Source organism: Brevundimonas mediterranea (assembly GCF_011064825.1).
GTDB lineage: Bacteria > Pseudomonadota > Alphaproteobacteria > Caulobacterales > Caulobacteraceae > Brevundimonas > Brevundimonas mediterranea_A.
The window spans coordinates 2,182,261-2,202,298 of record NZ_CP048751.1 but is presented as its reverse complement, the minus strand read 5'-3'; the positions used below and the strand labels follow the sequence as shown (position 1 = coordinate 2,202,298).

Here is a 20,038-nt window from a genome sequence, read left to right as displayed (position 1 = left end):
AAGGCCTCCGAAGGCGCGGCGCCAGTCGAGACCTGCGCCTGAATCTTGAACCTTTGACGACGCGGACACAGGAGCGTGACAATCGTGTCCCGAACGACGCATCTGGCCGAACTCGCCATTGTGAAGCTTGGCGGTCGGTGCGAAAATGAAGGCGTGCGTGACTCGGTTCCGCAACCGTATCGACACCGTTAGTATCCCCCCATGTCCTTCGTCACGCCCTCCCGTCGCCGGCTGCTTCACCTCGCTGGAGCGGCGGCCCTGACGTCCAGCCTGGCGCCCAGTCTGTCGGCCGCGACACGAAGCCCCGTCGTCGGTCGGGTGCTGGCCATAGCGGACATGCACTCCGCCTATGAACGGACCGCCCGACTTCTGGCCGCGTTCGAGGCCGAGGTCCGGTCCCAGCCGGTTCCGCATGTGATCGCCATCGACGGCGACATCTTCGAACACGGCAACGTCGTGTCCGTGCGGTCGGGCGGCGCCGTCGACTGGGCCTTTCTGGCCGAGGCGGTCCGGATCGCGCCGACCGTGGTCAATCTGGGCAATCATGACAACGACCTGACGCCGGACCTGGCCGAGGTCGTCGGCCGGTTGCGCGGCCTGGGCGTGATCGTGGTCAGCAACATCGTCGATGCGCGGACCGGCGCCGGCTATGCCCCCCCGACGGCGACGGCGCCGTTCGGGAGCCGCACGCTGCGGATCGTCGGCCTGGCGACCAATGCGCTGAACACCTATCCCAAGGCGTCGCGCGACCAGTTGTCCATTCCAGCGCCTGCCGAATGGGCGAACGCCCGTCTGGCCGATCTGACGCGCGGCGCCGATCCGGTGCTGGTGCTGAGCCACGCCGGAGTCGTCGCCGACCGCAGCATCCTGCCCCTGCTGCCGGACGGATCCCTGATGATCGGCGGGCACGACCATCTGCTGTTCCAGCATCGCCAGGGACGCAGCGCCTACGCCCACACCGGCTCCTGGACCAACGCCTATACGGCGGCGGACTTCCATGCGGACGGATCGGTCAGCGTCGCGTCCCATCCCATCGCCGCCGACGCCCCGTCGTCGTCCCGGCTGCAGGCCCTGATCGACGCGACCCTGGCGGAGACCCTGACGGACGAGGACCGGGCCGTTCTGGGACAAGGGGTCGAGGCCCTGTCGCTGGGCGACACCGGCCGCCGCATCGCCGCCGGTTTCGCCCAGGCGGCCGACGCCGACGCCGGCTTCATCGGCCACACCACCCTGGGCACGGGCGCGCCGGCGGGGCCGATCACCCGATACATGTTCGATTCCATCGTCCGGTTCGACGGCCGGCTGATGACGGCCGAGGTGTCGCGCGGCCAGTTGGCCGGCTTCATGGCCCGCGCCAACCAGGACCGCCCCATCCCGCTGGAGCAGCGCACCGGCGACTTCCTGTACGGGGCGGTCGCCGCCGGTTCACAGGGGGCCACGGCGCGTATCGTCACGACCGACTGGTGCGCGACCAATCAGGCGGAATATTTCGGGACGACGTCGCTGGCGTTCACGCAGGTGGCGGACCTGAAGGTCAAGCCGGTCGCCCTGTCCGCCCTCATCGAAACCCCGTCGATTCCAGGCTAGAGCCTGACCAGCGACGGACCAATCCTGGAGCGGCCGATGGCGCCGGGGCTCAGGACTGCGAAAGCCGAATCAGGGCGAAGGTCGCCGCCAGGGCGACGACCGCGCTGGTGACCATGCTGACGATGACGCTGGCGGCGGCGGGATGCGCCTCGACAGTATCGACAATCTTGTCACGGCTCATTTCGGCCGCCGCTTCGGCTTCCTCGCGCAGACGGGCGGCCGCCCGGGCGACGGCGTGCGTCGATCGGGTCACGGCCTCGGTCGCGTCCGCGCCGGTCTTCAGGGCTGCGTCCTTGAGGTGATCGCTGGCTTCGTCGGCGAGGGCCTGAAGGTCCTCGCTCAGGGTCTTGAAGGCGGACTTCGGCATGGGGAGGCTCCTTGGGTGTATGCGCCACTAAAGCCTGTTCTGCGGACGACGTCGGTGATCTGGATCAAGGTGGACGGCGTCGAGCCGGCCTAGTATGCAAATGCAGCCAAGAGATCGGACCCGCTGGGTCGGACCGGCGCTAGGCCCCCTTTGGAGAGGGCCTCCATGTCGACGACCCCGCTCGCCACATCTTCGGACATCGCGCTGAACCTGGCGCTTTCGCTCATCTCCGCGTCGGTCGCGCCGGTGTTGTTGCTGGACGGCGACCTGTCCGTCGTGGCCGCCAGCCAGAGCTTCCTCGAAACCTTCGACATCGGAACCGACCGGGTCGCCGGCGTGAAGATGGCCGATCTGGGCGGCGGCGAGTGGAACACGCCCTCGCTCTGGGCCCTGCTCAAGGCCACAGCCTATGGGCAGGCCGCGATCCCGGCCTACGAGATGGATCTGGCGTCGCCTTCAGGATCCCGACGTCTGGTCCTGAACGCCCAGCGCCTGGTTTACGGAGACGGACAGGGCGTTCGATTGCTTCTGTCCATCCAGGACGTCACGGAACAACGCGACCGTGCGCAGCAGAAGGACGACCTGATCCGGGACAAGGCGGTCCTGATCGAGGAAATGCGCCACCGGATCGCCAACAGCCTGCAGATCATCGCCAGCATACTGCTTCAGGGGGTGCGCAAGCTCAGTTCCGACGAGAGCCGGGACTATCTGCGCGACGCCCATCAGCGGATCATGTCTGTCGCCGCCGTCCAGCGTCAGCTCTCGGGCGCCGAACTGGGCGACGTCGATCTGCGGGATTATCTGACCGACCTGTGCCGCAGCATCGGCGACTCGATGATCCGCGACCATGACCGGCTGACGCTGTCGGCCACGATCGACGACACCCTCGTTTCATCCGGCAAGGCCGTCAGCCTGGGGCTGATCGTCACCGAACTCCTGATCAATGCGATCAAACACGCCTTCCCCAAGCAGCGGCCAGGGCGGATCACCCTGGATTATCGCTCGCAGGGCGAGGGCTGGACCCTGACGGTCCGCGACGACGGCGTCGGCCTGCCGCCGGACCCTTCGATCGCCAAGCCCGGCCTGGGCGCCGGCATCATCCGGGCCCTGGCTCAACAACTCGGCGCGGTCATCGTCATCACGGACGCCGAACCCGGCGTGCGGGTGTCGATCGTCTGCGCGCCTCCCCCCCTTCACACGTCCTGAAAGGACATCTCATGGTCAACAAGATCCTATCCCCAGACCGCCAGGGCCTGGCGGAAGAACGGCTGGCGGCGCCGGACGTCCATCATGAACCGCACGGTTTCTCCGACAGGTTCGCCCTGGGCTTCACCAAGCTGCTGCGCTTCTCCGCCGACACCTTCTTCGCCAAACGCTACGGCCACCGCGCCATCGTGCTGGAGACGGTCGCGGCCGTGCCCGGCATGGTCGGGGCGACGATCCAGCACCTGACCTGCCTGCGCCGGATGAAGGACGACGACGGCTGGATCCGCACCCTGATGGAAGAAGCCGAAAACGAGCGCATGCACCTGATGACCTTCATCGAGGTGGCCAAGCCGACCTATTTCGAGCGGCTGGTGATCCAGATCGCCCAGGCCGTCTTCTATGTGGGCTTCTTCCTGCTCTATCTCGTGTCGGCCCGCACCGCCCACCGGGTCGTCGGCTATTTCGAGGAAGAGGCCGTAATCAGCTACACCCTCTATCTCAAGGAGATCGACGAGGGCCGCTCGCCCAACGTCCCGGCCCCTGAGATCGCCAAACACTATTGGAAGATGGCGCCTGACGCGACGCTGCGCGACGTCGTGCTTGTCGTCCGAGCCGATGAGGCCCACCATCGCGACGTCAACCACGGCTTCGCCAGCTCGCTGAACGGCGAAGTCATCGATCATGGCCTCGCCGCCCCCTACCCCGCCCACGCGACCGAGATCCGCGCCTGAAGAAAGGGGTGATGGAGGGGGCGCGACGACCCGCCCCCTCGGTCGCCCGGCTGTAAAGGGCGTCAGGTTGATGTCAGGTTCGATGGCCAGTCTGACGCCGCCGCGCGCCTGCGCCCGGCCCGTGCCACCCCCTTCCCGGAGCGCCCATGAAGAAGATCCTGCTCCCTTCATGGCTCCCGGCGACCTTGCAGGCGCCGGCCACCTGCGTTGAGCGCTGGCGTCGGCGGAAAAATCCGGTCATGTCGATGACTGTCGGCAGGATGCGGATCGCCGGTGGAACGGATGTCGATCATGCGTCTCCTTCTCGTTGAAGACACAGCGCGGCTGGGCGACCTGCTGAGGGAAGGTCTGTCCCGCGACGGCTTCGTGGTGGACTGGCGCCGGGACATCGCAGGCGCGACGGACGCGGTCGCCAGCGCCGCCTATGATCTCATCCTGCTCGACCTGGGCCTGCCGGACGGCGACGGCCTGGACTGGGTGCGGGCGCTTCGGCGGGCCGCCGACCTGACGCCGATCCTGGTCCTGACCGCGCGCGGCGGGCTGGAGGATCGGGTCACCGGCCTGGACGCCGGGGCGGACGACTATCTGGTCAAGCCTTTCGACGCAGCGGAGCTGTCGGCGCGGTGCCGGGCGATCCTGCGTCGGCCGGGCCGTCGCATGGCGCCGGTTCTTCAAGTGGGCGGGCTGCGGTTCGATGTCGCCGCTCGCCAGGCGGCGCATGGCGACGTCCCCATCGACCTGTCGCGCCGCGAGGGCGATCTGCTGGAGACCCTGATGCGTCGGGCGGGTTCGGTCGTCACACGGGGCTCCCTGGAAGAGTCGCTGTATGCTTTCAACGAACCGGTCACGCCCAACGCCGTCGAGATGGCCGTCTCGCGGTTGCGGCGCAAGCTGGACGACGCCGGCTGCACCGGGGTGCTGCATACGGTCCGGGGCCTGGGCTATCTGATGCGGGACGCCGTCGCTTGAGCCGGCCGCCGTCCATTTTTCAGCGATTGACGCTCGGCTTCGCCCTGATGAGCCTGATCGGGGGCTGCGTCCTGTTGCTGTTCGTCGGGTTGGAATACGGCCTGTCTTCCCGCGCCCGGCGCGACGAAATCCGGTTCGTCGGCATTGCAAACGAGGTGGCTGATCACGTCGTGACGCCCCTGCTGGTGCTGATCGTCCCCATGGGCCTGGCGACCCTGTGGGTGATCCGTTCGTCTCTGCGTCCCCTCGCCTTGGCGGGAGAACGCATCGAGGCCGCCCAGGCGGCGGACAAGGGGTTTCGGGTCGAGGCTCACGACTTTCCGGCCGAAGCCACCGGGTTCGCGGACGCGGTCAACGGCCTGCTGGCGCGGCTCGACGAGGCGGCGACGCGCCAGGAGGCCTTCGCCGCCGACGTCGCCCATGAACTGAGGACGCCGCTGGCGGTTCTGGCCCTGGAACTCGACAGACTGGATTCCCCGGACGGGCAGAGACTGAAGCGGGATGTTTCGGCCCTGTCTCGCCTGGTCGATCAGCTGCTGATCCTGGCGCAACTGGATGCCCAGGCGGCCGCGCCGGCGGCGGCGGCGGCGGTCGATCTGAGCGAGATCGCGACGGAAGTCGTCTCGCAATACGCCGCGCTAGCCATCGACGAAGACAAGGCCCTGGCCTTGGAGATCAATGACGCCGCAGTCGTCGAGGGCCGTCGCGAGGCAGTCGCCGCCGCGCTGCGGAATCTGGTCGAGAACGGGTTGCGGGTCACCCCGCCCGGGGGCGTGGTCACGGTGACGGCGGGTCCCGGCGCACGGCTTGCGGTGATCGACGGCGGGTCCGGGCTCGCGCCGGAACGGCTCGCCGCGCTGAGCCAGAGATATCGCCGGGGCGATCACGCCAGCCCCAGCGGCGCGGGACTGGGACTGGCCATTGTCGCACGCATAATGGCGGCCCATGGTGGCCGTATCGCGACGCGGCCGAACCAGGCTGAGCTGATCCTCGCCTTTCCTTCTGCAGACAGGAACCGACCATGAGCAGACTTGAACGCCACGCCGAACGCCATCTGGTCGCGCGCATCGGCTGGCTGCGCGCCGCCGTGCTGGGCGCCAATGACGGCCTGGTCTCGACCGCCAGCCTGATCGTCGGCGTGGCCGCCGCACAGACCGGCAAGACCGGAATCCTGGTCGCCGGCGTCGCCGGCCTGGTCGCCGGCGCCATGTCCATGGCGGCCGGCGAATATGTCTCCGTCAGCTCCCAGTCCGACACCGAGAACGCCGATCTGGCGCGTGAAACAGCCGAACTGGCGGCGGACCCGGAGGCCGAAACCCGCGAACTGGCCGGCATCTATCGCAGCCGGGGCGTCGATGAGGCGGTGTCGCTGGAGGTCGCCCGGCAGCTGATGGCTCACGACGCCCTGGGCGCCCACGCCAGGGACGAGCTGGGCATTTCGGAACAAACCACCGCCCGTCCGATCCAGGCGGCCCTGACCTCGGCGGCCACCTTCTCGCTCGGCGCCATTCTGCCGCTCGCGGTCGTGCTGGTCTCGCCCCGTTCTCTGCTGGTCGCCCTGGTGTCCGGCTCCGCCCTGATCGGCCTGGCGCTGCTGGGGGGGCTCGGCGCCCAGGCCGGGGGCGCGGGCGTCGGCAAGGCGGTCATGCGCGTCACCTTCTGGGGCGCCCTGGCCATGGCGGTGACCGCAGGGATCGGCCACCTGTTCGGAACTGTGGTCTGAAAAACAGGAGGGCGCGGGCGGGACGTCCTCAGTCCTCGTCCGCTTCCCCCGCCCCGTCGCCCTCGCCCCTTTCACGCTTCTGATCGGCCTCTCCCGTTTCACCCGCTTCAACGCGCGCGCCCGGCGTAAAGGCGCCCGGGTCCATCCGGGTGGCGGCATAGGCGGACCCCGCGACGACCAGAACCGCCAGGGGCACAGCCACGCGGGCGGGCGGCGCGGCGTCCTGGGCGTCGGGGAAATGGACAGTCGTCTTTCGGCCGGTGACCATCGCGCGGATCAGATTGTCACGCGACAGGATCGACATTACGACCACCGCCACGACGTGCAGGGCGATCATCGCCAGCAAGACGTAGCCGATGACCTCATGCGTATCCTCGCCGCCCGTCGCCCCGGTGAAGACGGTCGCGGCCGTCAGGGCCAGCAACCCCAGGACCGCGATCCCGCCCAGCGGATTATGGCCCATGGACGCATGGACCCGGCCTGCAAACAGACCCTTGACGTGCCCCGCCATCCTGGACGGCCGGATCAGGTTCGAGAACCGCGCATGTTCGCCGCCGACAGCTCCCCATACCAGTCTGAAAGCGATCAGGACAGCTGCCACCCATCCTGCCGGAACATGCCAGGCGGACAGCGCGCTGTCCTCTTCCGAGGACAGGAAGGCCAAGGCGACCGAGGCGACCAGCGTCCAATGGAACAGGCGCACGCCCGGATCCCAGACTTTTACGGTTCTTATCGAAGGCGTGGGGTGGGCTGACATGGCGGATCTCCGTTCGGACGGAAATCTGCAGGTCGAAACTGACGACGCCCTGACACCCGGCCCCCGTTTTCGCCGTCGTCACTGCACGCAGTGGCGCGCCCCCACGACCGGGTTGCAACGAACCGCCGCCGCCAAGATCAGCCTGGGCGTGTTCATTGTGAAGCATTCATAAAGTTTCGGCGCGTCGTGCGGCCGACCGCGTCTCTCAGCTTGGGGGCATATCTCAGCTCCGGTTCAGGGACTGCGGTCGATGAAAAATCTTTCATTCAAAACAAGACTTCTCGCGTCATCGATGGCGCTATTCTCCATGGTCGCAGCGGCGCAGGCCGCCGCTCAGGACCGGACAGCCGCCACGAGCGAAACCGCCGAGGTCGGCGAAATCGTCGTCGTCGGCACGCGCAACGACGCCATGCGCACCCAGATGCGCAGCGACAACGCCGTCAGCGTGATGTCGGCCGAAGACCTGGAACATACGGCGGTTCACAACGTCGCCGAGGCCCTGGCCCTGCTGCCGGGCGTCAGCGTCCAGAACACCGGCAACTCCTTCTTCGGCGGCGTCGACGGCGCCTCGCGCGGCGAAGGCATGTTCGTCGGCGTCCGCGGCATGAACTCCGAGTTCACCCTGGCCCTGATCAACGGCGTCAACGCGGCCCAGGGCATGCCCTATTCGCGCCAGGTGCAGCTGTCGCTGCTGCCGCCGTCGGGTCTGAAGACCATCGTGGTCAACAAGAACTCGACCGCCGATATGGACGGCGACGCGATCGGCGGCACGATCAACTTCGTCACGCCTTCGGCCTTCAGCATGGCCGACGACTATGCGTCCCTGTCGGTCTCCGGCCGAGTCGAGAGCCGCGCCCGCGATTATGACGAAGACGGTCTGGGCGGCGGCGTCAGCGGCGAGATCGCCCGCCGCTTCGGCCAGGGCGACCAGTTCGGCCTGTATGTCAGCGCCTTTTACGACAAGCGCAACTTCGCCAACTCCATGATCGCGGGTCTGATGGCGGCCCAGAACGACGGCGGTTGGGCCTATCTGCATTCGGCGACGGATTCGGCCGCAGGCGTCAATCCGGAGGGCATGGACCAGGAAGCCAACCTGGCCCTGACCGGCCTGAACGTCGGCGTCTCGACCGGTTACACCGAGCGTTTCGGCGGAAACTTCTCGCTGGACTGGCGCGCCGACGACAGCCTGGACGTCTATCTGCGCGGCTCCTACGCCTTCGCCGAGACCCAGCAGAATTCGACCCTGAACCAGCTGATCCAGAACCGCGCCCGCGTCTCCAACGCGGCGACCGGCCTGTACGACCTGAACCTGACCAACTCGTCAGTGCGCATGTGGTACACGACCAATCCCGAGGACGCGGACCTGAGCACCCTGACCTTCGGGGCCGTGAAGCGTCATGGCGCCTGGACCCTGTCGCCGTCGATCTTCTACTCCTATGGCGGCAATGACCGGCCGGACCATATCGAAGCCTCGATCCGCAACAACCAGTCGGACAAGTACAACACCGGCACGATCCTGCCCTACAGCGGCCTGTTCGCCGGCTATGACGCCGACGGCTATCCGATCCCGCTGCTGACCCCGGCGCAGCAGAACCTGGTCAACAACTCCGGCTCCGCCCTTCTGGCCCGTCGGGCTGGCCAACGCACCGAGCAGTTCTCGAACCAGCAGAAGGTCGGCGCCCGTTTCGACGCCCAGTACGATTTCGACGGCGGCGCCCTGTCCTACGTCAAGACCGGGGTGAAGTACGTCGAGAGTCACCGCCGGGTCAGCAGCCACGACTGGACCAACGATCATTTCGCCAACCTGCTGGGCCGCGCCGGCGTGACCTGGGATGAACTGGGTCTGGTCGAAGGCTATTTCGACTCGGCCTATCCGGGTCTCTACGGCATCCGGGCGCCGAAGGTGAACCACGACCGTCTGGTCGAACTGTTCAACCAGTATTTCGACGCCGAGGCCGCCGCGGCCGACCTCTGCTACCTGAACTGCAACACGCTGAAAGGCGACGAAAATGTCGCCGCCGCCTATGTGACCGGCAACTGGGATATGGGCGCGGTCGAGGTCATTCCGGGCCTCCGTTACGAGCACAGCCAGATCGAGAACACCTACTGGAACAACGACGACAAGGCGAAGCGGTTTGAGTCCAACTCGACCGAATACAATGAGTGGCTGCCAAGCCTGTTCGTCAACTATCGTCCCACCGGCGACGCCGTGTACCGGGCCTCGATCACCCGCGCCTACATGCGCCCGGCCCTGGTTCAACTGGGCGGATCGGAGACGACTGAACGGGGCGACAACTCCATCACCGTCACGCGCGGCAATCCCGATCTGAAGACGCTGAAGTCCTGGAACTTCGACACCTCCGCCGAGTGGAGCAACGCCTTCGGCGGCTACGCCATGGTCGGCGGCTACTACAAGCAGTTGTCGGACTACATGTATGACAACGGCTCGACCACTGTGAACGAAGGCCCGAACGGAGGCGGGACCGAATACAACGGCGAGACCTTTGATCGCGTGACCATCGTCTCGCCGACCAACGGCGGCGACGGCTACGTCAAGGGCGTCGAGATCCAGCTGTACCAGGCCTTCGACATGTTGCCCGGCTGGCTTTCGGGCCTCGGCGCCGGGGTCAACTACACCCGTCAGTGGACCGAGGTGGACATCGGCGGCGGCGAGAAGCACCGGATGCAGAACGCGCCGGACGAACTGGCCAACGTCAAGCTGAACTACGCCTGGCGCAACCTGACGCTCGACCTGAACTGGAACTACTCGGGCGAGACGGTCACGGCCTACAATCGCGTCGCCGGCCTGGACTACTGGACCCGGCCGATCCGCCGGACCGACCTGCACGCCGGCTATGCCTTCGACAACGGGGTGATGCTGGACCTGTCGGTGTCCAACCTGTTCGAAGACTACAGCTACTGGGCTCACGTCGGGCGGAACAGCCTGGCGCTTTCGGACGTGGTCAACTCCGGCCGCACCACCCTGCTGACGCTGAAGTACGACTTCTGACGTCGGCTCGGGGGCCCGGCGCGTTTTCCCCAGCGCGCCGGGCCTTCTTTCCTTGAGATTTTCATGATCCGCCCGCTCGCCGCCGCCCTGCTCATCGTCCTGATCGGGGCCGAAAGCGCCGCCGCCCAGACGCCGCGCACCCTCGCGGCCCTGGACGAATTGCGGGCGGCGGCGGGCGGACTGAGCGATGCGCATCTGCGCGAAGAGACTTTGGCGGGGCTGCAGTCCCGGCCCTGCGTCCGCCACCGGGCGGGTCTGACGGCGGCCGACGAAGACGTGATCTTGGCTGCGCTTCGGGCGGACGGATTGATGCCCGCGTCCGCCGATGGGGTGCAGGCTGAGGTTCAGCGCCTGACGGTCTTTCCGCCGCTGGCGGACGGCGCGGCCTGTCCCGCCCTGCCCCAGCCTTTGGAATCGGCGCCGGGCGGAAACGCCGGCTCTCATCACGACTGGCCCGGCGGACTAGTCGATCACGAAGTCTTCAACCTGCGCCTGGGCCTGGCCCTGGCCGATCTGTATGAGGCCGAGGACGGCCTGCCGGTGGATCGCGACGCGGTGATCGCCGCCGTCCTGTGGCACGATTGGGCCAAGGCCCTGGTCCTGGTGTGGAACGATGACGGAAGCCTGCCGCCGGAACGACCGATCGCCGGGGCCGGCGCCCATCATGTGCTGGGTCTGGCCGAGGCGATGGCGCGCGGCCTGCCCGAAGCGGAGATTCTGGCCCAGGCCTGCGCCCATGCCGCACCGATCGGCGATGACCAACGGACGGTGCAGAACTGGCTGCGAGCGGCGGCGATCATTTCGCGCACCGCCTGGACCGTCCCTGCCGTCCCGACCCGCGAATGCCTGATCAGCAACGCCGCCGACGACAACTGGGTTCATGCCGAGGCGGCGGTCCATGCCGCCGACGCCGCCCTGGCGCGGCTGGCGCCCCGCTTCGGCTATCCGGCCGCCGACGGTCCCGCTTACCGGACGCGCCTGCGCAATCCGATGCTGGAAACCCTGGGCGCGGACCGGATCAAGGCCCTGTCGGATGTCGAGGGCGACGCCGGGGTCGAGCGCGCCCTGCGGGCCGCCGGCTTCTAGAACACGCTGCGCAGACTGACGACGACGCGCCGACCGGAATCCACCACGTCCGACAGGGCGGCGCCGTCACGTCCGACATGGGCCCAATAGCTGTACGCCCCGGTGAGGTTGGTGACGATCACGTCCAGCCGCGTCCGCTCGTCGAACCGCCACCGGGCGCGCGCATCCAGCCGCGCCACGGACCGGACCCACAGATTGTCCCAGTCGCCCTCTGCCTTCAGGACGTCATAGGCCGACAGATAGGCGCCGGTGTAGTTCAAGCTCAGATAGGCGGCGGCGCGCCCCTGGGCGTAGGCCAGTTCCGCATTGCCCAACCATTCGGGGGCGTTCAGCATCGGCTGGGACCGCCCCAGAATCTGCCCCAGATCGACACGGGACCACTGCCTGCTGAGATTGAGGTCCAGGCTGGCCTGACCGCCCAGGTCGAACGGGTCGCCGAGCGGCTGAAACCACTCCATTTCCAGGCCGCGTGTGTCGCCGCGCCCGCCGTTACGGGGCATGACCACTCGGACGGCGGCCTCATCAGGAACCACGCCGACGTCCAGGCTGGAGCCGCTTTCGTACAGATAGTGATCGATCTGTTTGGCGTAGGCGGACAGGCTGAGCGCCCCGCCGCCCGGCAGCCAGGTCTGATGCGACAGGTCCAGGTTCCAGGCGTCGGCGCTCTTCAGGTCCGGATTTCCCCGCGTCACGGTCGTCACCCCGTCCAGGGTCTCGGTCCTGACGCCGCCGCCCAATTGCATGAAGGCGGGGCGGCTGTACGACCGCCAGGCGGCCGCCCGCCAGACGCCCCGATCATTGGGGCGGTAGGACAGGTTCAGACTGGGCAGAAGCATGTCGTAGCGGCTGCGGTTGGCGGCCCAGTCGCCGGGCGTTTCGCCCTCGCTCGCATCGGGCAGAACCCAGAACCGGTTGACGATGCGTGCCCTTTCTTGGCGCAGGCCGAACTGCGTCTCCCAGGCTCCGGTCGCATGCGTGGCCATGACGTAGACGGCCTGAACGATCTCGCGCCCCGACTGGCTGTTGCAGTTGAGGTTGTTGACGTACAGGGCGCCGCAAGTGTCGAAACTCTCGGTCGTGCGGTTGGCCTCGAACAGGGCCTCGAGCCGGTCGTGATCGATCCGGGGGATCGACCAGTCGTAGAGGCCGGGAAAGACCTCGGCGTAGGTCCCCTTGGCGATCCCCAGCGCCTCCCAGGTCAGACCGGCGGTCTGATAGATGTCGCCGAAGAAGGCGTTGGTCCAGTTCCGGTCCGTCAGGTCCCGGTCGCTCCGCCCCAGTTTGGCGCCGATCCGAAGGTTGCGCCACGGCCCCTGCATCGGCGTGAAGCTCAGGTCGAAGCCGCCGCCGTATCGCATCTGTTCGCTGAACTGTTCGGTGCGCTGGCCGGCGCGACGCGCCACCAGCACCGATCCCGCCTGGTTCAGATCGTCGAACACGCTCTGCGGCCACTGGGGCACCGGCAGGCCGTCGCGATACTGCACCGTCACCCCGCCGAAGGCGCGCGGGGTCTGCCCAACGTTGTACCCATCGTTCTGGTTGATCCATGCCGAGGCCTCCAGATGGTCGGGGCGGGCGCTCTCGCCGCGGCTGGCGAACAGATAGGGCGTCAATCGCCAGCGGCCGGAGACCGCATCGGCCTTCAGACTGAGCGTCGACAGGGAGACATTGTCCGGATTGGTCTCGTACCAGACCCGCGTCGACAGATCCCGGACCGACAGGCGATAGACGCCCGATCCGTCGTCGATCCAGGACTGGGCCCCGCTGACGACCTGGCTAAAGGTGGAATTCTGCTCGGTGCGGGCCTGGGCGTGGGTGGCGTTCAGCCGCAGGTCCAGACCGGGAGCCGCGCGCCAATCCAGCGCCAGGGCGTAGTTCTGCAGGCGACTGCGCCCGCTGGAGACGCCCACGTTCAGGCTTGTCTGAACCAGCCCCTCCTGCGGATTTTCGGCGTCGGGCGCCCCGCCGGCCGCAGAGCCTGAAACCCCATAGGCCCAGCCCCGGTCGTTCTGGGCCGCCATCACCCCGGCCAGTTCCGAATTGACGAAGCTGCGGTCTTCGTGGGCGGCGGCCAGATAGAGGCCGAACTGTCCTGCGGCGCCGAAACGGCGGCCGTGTTCGACCCGGATCGTCTCGCCCAGACCGGATTCGCCATAGTCCCGCGCCCGCGTCTCGACCCGACCGCCGACGGTGACGGCGGTCCAGGGCGATCGCGACAGATCCGTCGGTCCGGGCGTCTGGAAGTCCAGGGCGGCGCCAATGAAATCACCGTCCAGATCCGCGCGCCCGGTCTTGTGCACCACCACGGTCTGGAAGGCGTCCGGCGGCAGCAGGTTCAGTTGGACCCCGCGCGAATAGGGCAGACCCTGGGCCACCGACACGCCGTTGATCATGCTGAGATTGTATTCGGCGTTCAGGCCGCGATAGGCGGCGTACAAACCCTCGCCGCGCGAGGCCGAGTCGATGCCGCCGATAAAGGACCGCCCGGTGTTGATCACCGTCATGCCCGGCAGGTCGCCCAGGGCTTCCGACAGGTTCTGCGCCCCGCCGCGCTCCATGTCCTCGCGCGAAAGGCTGCGCACCGACGTCGGCGCATCCAGATCAGTCGCCAGGCGACGGGCGATCTCGCCGGGCTCCGGACGGCGCCCCCACACCTGTATGGGCTCCAGGTCCGCAGTCGGAGCCTCTATCGGGGGCGGCGGCGACAACCGGGGCCGGGCGACGATGACGAAGGTTCGGCTGTCCACCCGACGCGCCGCAAAACCCGCGTCGGCCAAGGCCAGGTCGAAAGCGCGCGCCGTCTCGAACCGCCCGACGACGGCGCGGCTCCGTCGCCCCTCAAGCCGTTCCGCCGGAAACAGGATCTGGACGCGTCCCTGGCGCGCCAGGGCCCGCAACGCCGCAGCCAGCGGCTGGGCGGGAACATCGAAGACCGGAGCCCGCCCGGCCGCCGACACCGACGACGGCAGGATCGCGACAGCCAGAACCGCTCCGCCGACAGACCGTAGGAAAGCGTGACGTCCGCCACAGCCCATGTGGGACGATCCGTGATGAACCCCGCGACTGCGAGGCTTCTATGGGGCGGCTGCAATGAATTGATGACATTCGCGGCCCACGGATTTGGCGGCCTGTCGACGGCGCTGCGTCTCTTGAGGTACAGGCTAGCGAGTTCGGATGTTTGACGGCGTCGCCCCATCGATGACAGCTTCACGAAAGCCCGCCGATCCGGCGGTCGCGATCATGGCCGAGCTGATGCAGCGGTTTGACGCGCGACTGCGTCTGTACCTGCGTCGCTTCCTCGCGCCCGCCGATGTCGAGGACGCCTTGCAGGACATCTATCTGCGGCTCACGCGGCTGGCGGGCCGGGTTCCTCCGCCCGATTTCAACGCCACCTATGTCTTCAAGACCGCCGACAGCGTGGCGCGCGACCTGCGTCGGCGACGGCTCGGACGCGGCGGCGACCGCCATGTCGAGGTGTCTGACGATCTGGCCCACGACGCCCCTTCCCCTTTCGACGAGGTGCGCTGGCAGCAGAACGCCGACCTGCTGCGCCGCGCCATCGCTTCGCTGACGCGCGATCAGCGGATGGTGCTGATGATGCATCGTGTAGAGGGTCTGACCCTGGTCGAGATCGCCGAACGCCAGCGCATCCCGCTGCGGACGACCCAGCGCCTGCTGGCCGACGCACTTGCCCGTTGCCGGCACAAGCTTAAGGATTGCGGATGGTTCGAACAGTAATTCCATTTCGCCCCCCTGTGCGTGACGCCGAAGCCGAGGCCTTCGTGGCTGAACGCCTGCGCGAAGAGCAGGGCGGGCGCGCCTCGGACGCCGGGTCGAGCGAGATCCAGGCGGTCTGGGACGCGCTGGGCCAGATGGAAGCCGCCGATTTCGTTGCGGACGACGGCCGGGCGGCGACAGGCCGTGTCGTGAACCGCCGCGCCTGGATCGCGGGCGGAACCCTGGCCGCCGGCGTGGCCCTGGGCGGCGTCTTCCTCTGGCGCCAACAACCCGTGATCTACGAGACCGAGGTCGGCGAGCGCCGCACGATCGCCTTGCCAGACGGCTCCCAGGTCACTCTGAACACGGCCAGCCGCATATCGGCGCGGTTCGCCGGGCGTGAGCGCGAGGTCGTGCTGGAATCGGGAGAAGCCTTCTTCGCGGTGGCGCATCAGGATGACGCCCCCTTCGACGTCCTCAGCCACGCGGCGCGCATCCGCGTCACCGGCACGCGGTTCAACGTGTACCGCCATGCGACCTTCACCGACGTCGATCTGCTGCAGGGCGGCGTGGCTGTGGGACCGGCGGCGGAGCCTTCGCAAGCGCGCCTTCACCTTCGCGCCGGACAGGCCGTACGTCTGTCATCGGCCGGAGACCCCGGCCCGGTCTCCGCCGCACAGGGCGGCCGTATCGACGACTGGCGCCAGGGCCGCATCAGCTTCGACCGCACGTCGCTGCGTGCGGCGGTCGTCGAGATGAACCGATACAGCAACGCGCCGCTGCGCATCCTGAACCCGTCGCTGAACGCTCTGGAGATCGACGGGGTCTTCGAGGCCGGCGACACGGCGGCCTTCGCCAAGGCGCTGGGGCGGCTGCACGGCGTGTCGGTTCGCTTCGACAGAGGGGCCTGGACGCTGTCCTGATACGACGCGCCGGGCCGCGCCCGCGAAAGGCGGGAGCGGCGTCTCATCTTACGGCGACACGCCGACGCCGCAGAGCCCGGCTTCCCGTGGCGACAGCGGCAGAATATCCAGAGCCATGTTCTCTGGCGACGTATCGGCGTCGAAGACCTGAGCCCGCTCGAAGAAGAGGCCGGGCGCCGGCAACCGTTTCCGGCGCGCGGCGCCCCATCGTCCCTCGATCCTCATCTCCGCCTAGACGGTAGGAATCGTGCCCCCATCGATCACATACTCGCCGCCGTGAATGGCTGCGGCGCGGTCGGAGGCGAGGAATGCGATCAACTCGGCGACCTCCTCCGGTTTCGCCGCCCGCCCCAGGGGGATCCCGCCGAGCGCGTTCAGGACGCTTTGCCGCGCATCTTCCAACGTCCCGCCCGAGCCTGCGGTGATCCGTTCCAGCAAGGCGTCCGAGGCTTCCGTGGATATCCAGCCGGGCGACACCACATTGACCCGCACGCCCCTGGGCCCCAGTTCCTTGGACAGGGCCTTGCTGTAGGTGGACAGGGCCGCTTTGGCGGCGGCGTAGGCGGTGGTGGATTCCGGTAAAGGCAATGTCCGCTGGATAGACGAGACGTGGATGATGGCGCCGGATCCCCGCCCGATCATCTGCGGCGCCAGCAGGCGATCCAGGCGAACCGCAGGCATCAGGTTCAGATCAAGTTCGGTGCGCCAATGCGCGTCGGTCAGGGCGGCGAAGCCTCCAGCCGGCGCCGACGAGCCGCCGACGACATGCACCAGAACATCAACGCCGCCAAACCGGTCCATCGCGGCCTGGGCCAAGGCCTCGCACCCTTCCAGCGTCATGAGATCGGCCTGGACGAACTCAGCGCCGGTCGAGGTCTCGGGGGCCGCCCGCGCGGCTGTGATCACCCGGGCGCCGCCGGCGAGAAAACGCTGGACGGTCGCGCGGCCGGCGCCCTTGGTGCCGGCGGTGACGAGAATCCGTCGACCTTCGAACTCTGTGGGATCGGGGCGCATCGTCACAGCGAGATCTCGAGCGCGCGGATGGCGTCGTCGCCCAGAGTGAAGCGAAGCGTGAACCGAAGGGGGCTGCCCTTGAAGTCGCCGGCCGTGGGTCCCTCCAGGACGACCTGGTCCCCCTCGTGGCGCACCGTATCCGGCGTGAAGATCGCCTTGCTCGCGATCGTGGCCTCGAGCATCCACCGTCGGAGCGCCGCATGGCCCTGATGGCGCCCGCCGTCGTCCTTCACGACAGCGTCAGGCGCAAAGGGCTGCAGCATGCCGGCAAGGTCGAGGCGCGCATTGGCCGCGACATAGTCAGCGATGGGTTTGGGAAGGTCGGCGATCATTGGGTCTCCCGTTCGGATTCTTGCGTTCCATCCAAACTGCAAGTACGCTCCCACAATGGCAAGAACCGACGAAAAAGTTAGGTACGCACCCGAAGGTAAGCCCTTCGACTACACCCCCCAGACTGCGGCCTCGAGCGCGCAGAATGTCATCCGTGTCCTCGAAGGACGCTGGAAGCTGGTGATCCTGTTCCAGCTGTTCGGGTCGAACGTGCGGCGGTTCTCCGAACTCGAAAAAGCTATTCCCGGCGTGTCGCAGAAGATGTTGATCCAGCAGCTTCGACAGCTTGAAGCCGATGGAGTCGTGGCCCGCATCGTCCACCCCCAGGTCCCGCCCAAGGTGGAATATCATCTGACCGAATGGGGACAGTCCCTCTGCCCGGTTCTCGACAAGCTCCTTAGCTGGGCCGAAGCCGCCCCCGCCGATGTGCGTGACCGGCTGATCGAAAGCGATCGATCAGCGGCGAACGCACAAGGCTGAGTTCAGGACAGGCGGCCAATGCGTCGATGTTTCGATTGGCTCCCACTCCTGCCCCGCAATCGCCTTTCGGCTCATGAACGGCGCTGCTTGCGGTGGTGAGGCCGACCGTCTTCCCTTTCGCATTATGATTTCATTACGCCGAACGTCGGGATTCACATCGCGTCTTTACGCCCCGCCGTGGTCCTTGCCGGCTCTGATTTGAGCTGAGGAGGCCGGCATGGCCGACGTGATTTTTCTGGCGGTCGGGGCCGGGGCGTTCATCGCCTTCGCCGCGCTGGCCGCAGCGTTGAGACGGGTGTGACGATGATCGCCATGCTCTGGGGTGCGGGGGCGGTCGTCGTCGCCGTCTACATGGTCGCGGCTCTGCTGCGGCCCGAGCGGTTCTGAAGAACCGGGACTGAAATCATGAACATTCAAGGATGGGGCGAGATCGCCCTGACCCTTGGGCTGGCCGTTCTGCTCGGCTGGCCCATCGGCGTCTACATGTCACGCGTCTGGAACGGCGAGCGGACCTGGCTGGATCCGGTGCTGAAGCCGGTCGAGGCCGTCTTCTATCGGGCGGCCGGAGTCGATCCGAAGCGCAGCCAGGGCTGGCTGGGCTATGCCGGCGCCCTGCTGGCCTTCAATGCGGCGGGCTTTGTCCTGCTGTACGCCATCCTGCGTCTGCAAGGCGTGCTGCCGATGAACCCGCAAGGCTTCGCCGGCGTCTCGCCGCACCTGGCCTTCAACACCGCCGTCAGCTTCGTCACCAACACCAACTGGCAGAGCTATGGCGGCGAGACGACCCTGTCGACCTTCACCCAGATGGTGGGTCTGACGGTTCAGAACTTCGTCTCGGCCGCGACCGGCGCCACCATCGCCGCCGCCCTGGCGCGCGCCTTCGTCGCCAATCGCGGCGAGGGGGTCGGCAATTTCTGGGCCGATCTGACGCGGACCACCCTCTATGTGCTGCTGCCCGCCGCCTTCGTGTTGGCCGTGGTGCTGTCCGGCCTGGGCATCGTCCAGAGCCTGGCCGCCAGCGTCCATGCGACGACGGTCGAGGGCGGCTCCCAGACCCTGCCGCTGTTCCCGGCCGCCAGCCAGGTGGCGATCAAGCAGTTGGGCATCAACGGCGGCGGCGTCTTCAACGTCAACGGCGCCCATCCGTTCGAGAACCCTTCGCCCCTGACCAATCTGATCACCGCCGTGGCGATCAACGTCATGGGCTGGGCCGCCTTCTTCGCCTTCGGCCGCTCAGCCATGGCGGGGCGCGACATCCGCGCCCTGGTCGCCTCGGCCCTGATCATCCTGAGCGTCTCCAGCGCGGCCATGTATGTGATCGAGACCCAGCCGGCCCCGGCCCTGGTCGCCGCCCACGTCGATGCATCGGCGAACATGGAGGGCAAGGAGGTTCGCTTCGGCGCCCCGGCCTCCACCGTCTGGTCGGTCGTGACGACCGGCGCCTCGAACGGTTCGGTCAACTCGATGCACGCCAGCTATATGCCGCTGGGCGGGGCCTTGCAGATGTTCCTGATGCAGCTGGGCGAGATCCTGCCGGGCGGCATCGGTTCAGGCATCGCCATCATGGTGGTGATGGCCCTGCTGTCGGTCTTCGTCGCCGGGCTGATGGTCGGTCGTACGCCGGAATATCTGGGCAAGAAGATCGAGGCGCGCGAGATCCAATTCGCCATGATCGCGGTCCTGGTTCTGCCGCTGGCCATCCTGGGCTTCTCGGCTGTAGCGGCGGTGTTCCCGACGGCGCTGGCAGGCCTGCTGAACAAGGGACCGCATGGCCTGTCCGAGATCCTGTACGCCTACACCTCGGCGGCGGCGAACAACGGCTCGGCCTTCGCGGGTCTGACCGCCAACGCCCCCTGGTGGAACACGACCCTGGGGCTGGGCATGCTGTTCGGACGGTTCATACCGGCCGTCGCCGTCCTGGCCATCGCCGGCAGCCTGGTGGTCAAGCCCAAGCTGGCGGCGTCTACCGGCACCCTGCCCACCGACAACGGCTTGTTCATCGGCCTGTTGATCGGCGTGATCCTCATCCTCGGCGGCCTGCAGTTCCTGCCCGCCCTCGCCCTGGGACCGATCGTCGAGCACTTCCAGGTGCTCGCGGCGGTCGCCGGCGCCTGATCCTCCGGACATCCTGACATGAC

At 67.5% G+C, this 20,038-nt stretch carries 19 protein-coding genes; 14 read left to right on the top strand and 5 right to left on the bottom strand.

Going from position 1 to position 20,038, the window contains the following annotated elements; translation table 11 throughout:
* The first annotated feature begins 201 nt into the window (after positions 1 to 201).
* Entirely contained in the window at positions 202 to 1,587 is a 1,386-nt protein-coding gene (locus GYM46_RS10810; RefSeq protein ID WP_008262193.1) for a metallophosphoesterase, read from the top strand.
* 49 nt (positions 1,588 to 1,636) lie between these two features.
* Here GYM46_RS10810 and GYM46_RS10805 read toward each other — a convergent pair whose 3' ends face one another.
* The gene (locus GYM46_RS10805; RefSeq protein ID WP_008261187.1) at positions 1,637 to 1,954 is read right to left on the bottom strand and encodes a hypothetical protein; all 318 of its coding nucleotides are present in this window, start codon (positions 1,952 to 1,954) and stop codon (positions 1,637 to 1,639) included.
* A 165-nt stretch (positions 1,955 to 2,119) separates the two neighbouring features.
* Between GYM46_RS10805 and GYM46_RS10800 the strand changes: the two genes are divergently transcribed.
* From GYM46_RS10800 to GYM46_RS10775, 6 genes are all read left to right on the top strand, one after another.
* Positions 2,120 to 3,160 carry a sensor histidine kinase gene (locus GYM46_RS10800; protein ID WP_008262781.1) on the top strand — a complete coding sequence of 347 codons (1,041 nt, stop codon included), beginning with the start codon at positions 2,120 to 2,122 and terminating at the stop codon, positions 3,158 to 3,160.
* Between the two features lie 11 nt (positions 3,161 to 3,171).
* Positions 3,172 to 3,891: an alternative oxidase gene (locus tag GYM46_RS10795; protein WP_008263938.1), complete on the top strand. Its 720-nt coding sequence runs from the start codon at positions 3,172 to 3,174 to the stop codon at positions 3,889 to 3,891.
* Between the two features lie 146 nt (positions 3,892 to 4,037).
* Positions 4,038 to 4,202 carry a hypothetical protein gene (locus tag GYM46_RS10790; protein ID WP_154725741.1) on the top strand — a complete coding sequence of 55 codons (165 nt, stop codon included), beginning with the start codon at positions 4,038 to 4,040 and terminating at the stop codon, positions 4,200 to 4,202.
* On the top strand, positions 4,183 to 4,860 hold the full coding sequence (locus GYM46_RS10785; protein WP_035306406.1) for a response regulator transcription factor: 678 nt from the start codon (positions 4,183 to 4,185) through the stop codon (positions 4,858 to 4,860). Before GYM46_RS10790 ends, GYM46_RS10785 begins: the two co-directional genes overlap by 20 nt.
* Entirely contained in the window at positions 4,857 to 5,885 is a 1,029-nt protein-coding gene (locus tag GYM46_RS10780; protein WP_035306379.1) for a sensor histidine kinase, read from the top strand. Before GYM46_RS10785 ends, GYM46_RS10780 begins: the two co-directional genes overlap by 4 nt.
* On the top strand, positions 5,882 to 6,583 hold the full coding sequence (locus tag GYM46_RS10775) for a VIT1/CCC1 transporter family protein (protein ID WP_008258991.1): 702 nt from the start codon (positions 5,882 to 5,884) through the stop codon (positions 6,581 to 6,583). The genes GYM46_RS10780 and GYM46_RS10775 overlap by 4 nt, the downstream gene beginning before the upstream one ends.
* A 28-nt stretch (positions 6,584 to 6,611) precedes the next feature.
* Here GYM46_RS10775 and GYM46_RS10770 read toward each other — a convergent pair whose 3' ends face one another.
* On the bottom strand, positions 6,612 to 7,340 hold the full coding sequence (locus GYM46_RS10770; RefSeq protein ID WP_081836106.1) for a cytochrome b/b6 domain-containing protein: 729 nt from the start codon (positions 7,338 to 7,340) through the stop codon (positions 6,612 to 6,614).
* A gap of 292 nt (positions 7,341 to 7,632) precedes the next feature.
* Here GYM46_RS10770 and GYM46_RS10765 point away from each other — a divergent pair, with 292 nt between their 5' ends.
* Together GYM46_RS10765 and GYM46_RS10760 are read left to right on the top strand one after the other, a co-directional pair.
* Positions 7,633 to 10,350 (top strand): TonB-dependent receptor, encoded by a 2,718-nt coding sequence (locus tag GYM46_RS10765; RefSeq protein ID WP_232216256.1) that lies wholly within the window; start codon positions 7,633 to 7,635, stop codon positions 10,348 to 10,350.
* 63 nt (positions 10,351 to 10,413) lie between these two features.
* A complete protein-coding gene (locus GYM46_RS10760; RefSeq protein ID WP_008262380.1) occupies positions 10,414 to 11,436 on the top strand; it encodes a hypothetical protein in 1,023 nt (340 codons plus the stop codon).
* Here GYM46_RS10760 and GYM46_RS10755 read toward each other — a convergent pair.
* Positions 11,433 to 14,471, bottom strand: a complete 3,039-nt coding sequence (locus GYM46_RS10755; protein ID WP_008259196.1) for a TonB-dependent receptor — start codon at positions 14,469 to 14,471, stop codon at positions 11,433 to 11,435. The genes GYM46_RS10760 and GYM46_RS10755 overlap by 4 nt on opposite strands.
* 163 nt (positions 14,472 to 14,634) lie before the next feature.
* On the opposite strand from GYM46_RS10755, the gene GYM46_RS10750 reads away from it, so the two are divergent.
* Together GYM46_RS10750 and GYM46_RS10745 are read left to right on the top strand one after the other, a co-directional pair.
* Entirely contained in the window at positions 14,635 to 15,174 is a 540-nt protein-coding gene (locus GYM46_RS10750; RefSeq protein WP_035308000.1) for an RNA polymerase sigma factor, read from the top strand.
* Between the two features lie 17 nt (positions 15,175 to 15,191).
* Entirely contained in the window at positions 15,192 to 16,076 is an 885-nt protein-coding gene (locus GYM46_RS10745) for a FecR family protein (protein ID WP_008260877.1), read from the top strand.
* A 231-nt stretch (positions 16,077 to 16,307) separates the two neighbouring features.
* Here GYM46_RS10745 and GYM46_RS10740 read toward each other — a convergent pair whose 3' ends face one another.
* The gene (locus GYM46_RS10740; protein ID WP_008260281.1) at positions 16,308 to 17,090 is read right to left on the bottom strand and encodes an SDR family oxidoreductase; all 783 of its coding nucleotides are present in this window, start codon (positions 17,088 to 17,090) and stop codon (positions 16,308 to 16,310) included.
* Between the two features lie 2 nt (positions 17,091 to 17,092).
* The gene (locus GYM46_RS10735) at positions 17,093 to 17,422 is read right to left on the bottom strand and encodes a nuclear transport factor 2 family protein (protein ID WP_008262001.1); all 330 of its coding nucleotides are present in this window, start codon (positions 17,420 to 17,422) and stop codon (positions 17,093 to 17,095) included.
* A gap of 55 nt (positions 17,423 to 17,477) precedes the next feature.
* On the opposite strand from GYM46_RS10735, the gene GYM46_RS10730 reads away from it, so the two are divergent.
* The 3 genes from GYM46_RS10730 (at position 17,478) to kdpA (ending at position 20,015) form a co-directional block, all read left to right on the top strand.
* Positions 17,478 to 17,900, top strand: a complete 423-nt coding sequence (locus GYM46_RS10730; protein WP_040349764.1) for a winged helix-turn-helix transcriptional regulator — start codon at positions 17,478 to 17,480, stop codon at positions 17,898 to 17,900.
* A gap of 303 nt (positions 17,901 to 18,203) precedes the next feature.
* Positions 18,204 to 18,287 carry a potassium-transporting ATPase subunit F gene (locus GYM46_RS10725; RefSeq protein ID WP_081836166.1) on the top strand — a complete coding sequence of 28 codons (84 nt, stop codon included), beginning with the start codon at positions 18,204 to 18,206 and terminating at the stop codon, positions 18,285 to 18,287.
* An 18-nt stretch (positions 18,288 to 18,305) separates the two neighbouring features.
* Positions 18,306 to 20,015, top strand: coding sequence for a potassium-transporting ATPase subunit KdpA (gene kdpA, locus GYM46_RS10720; protein ID WP_008261543.1), 1,710 nt, complete (start codon positions 18,306 to 18,308; stop codon positions 20,013 to 20,015).
* The last annotated feature ends 23 nt before the right edge of the window (positions 20,016 to 20,038 follow it).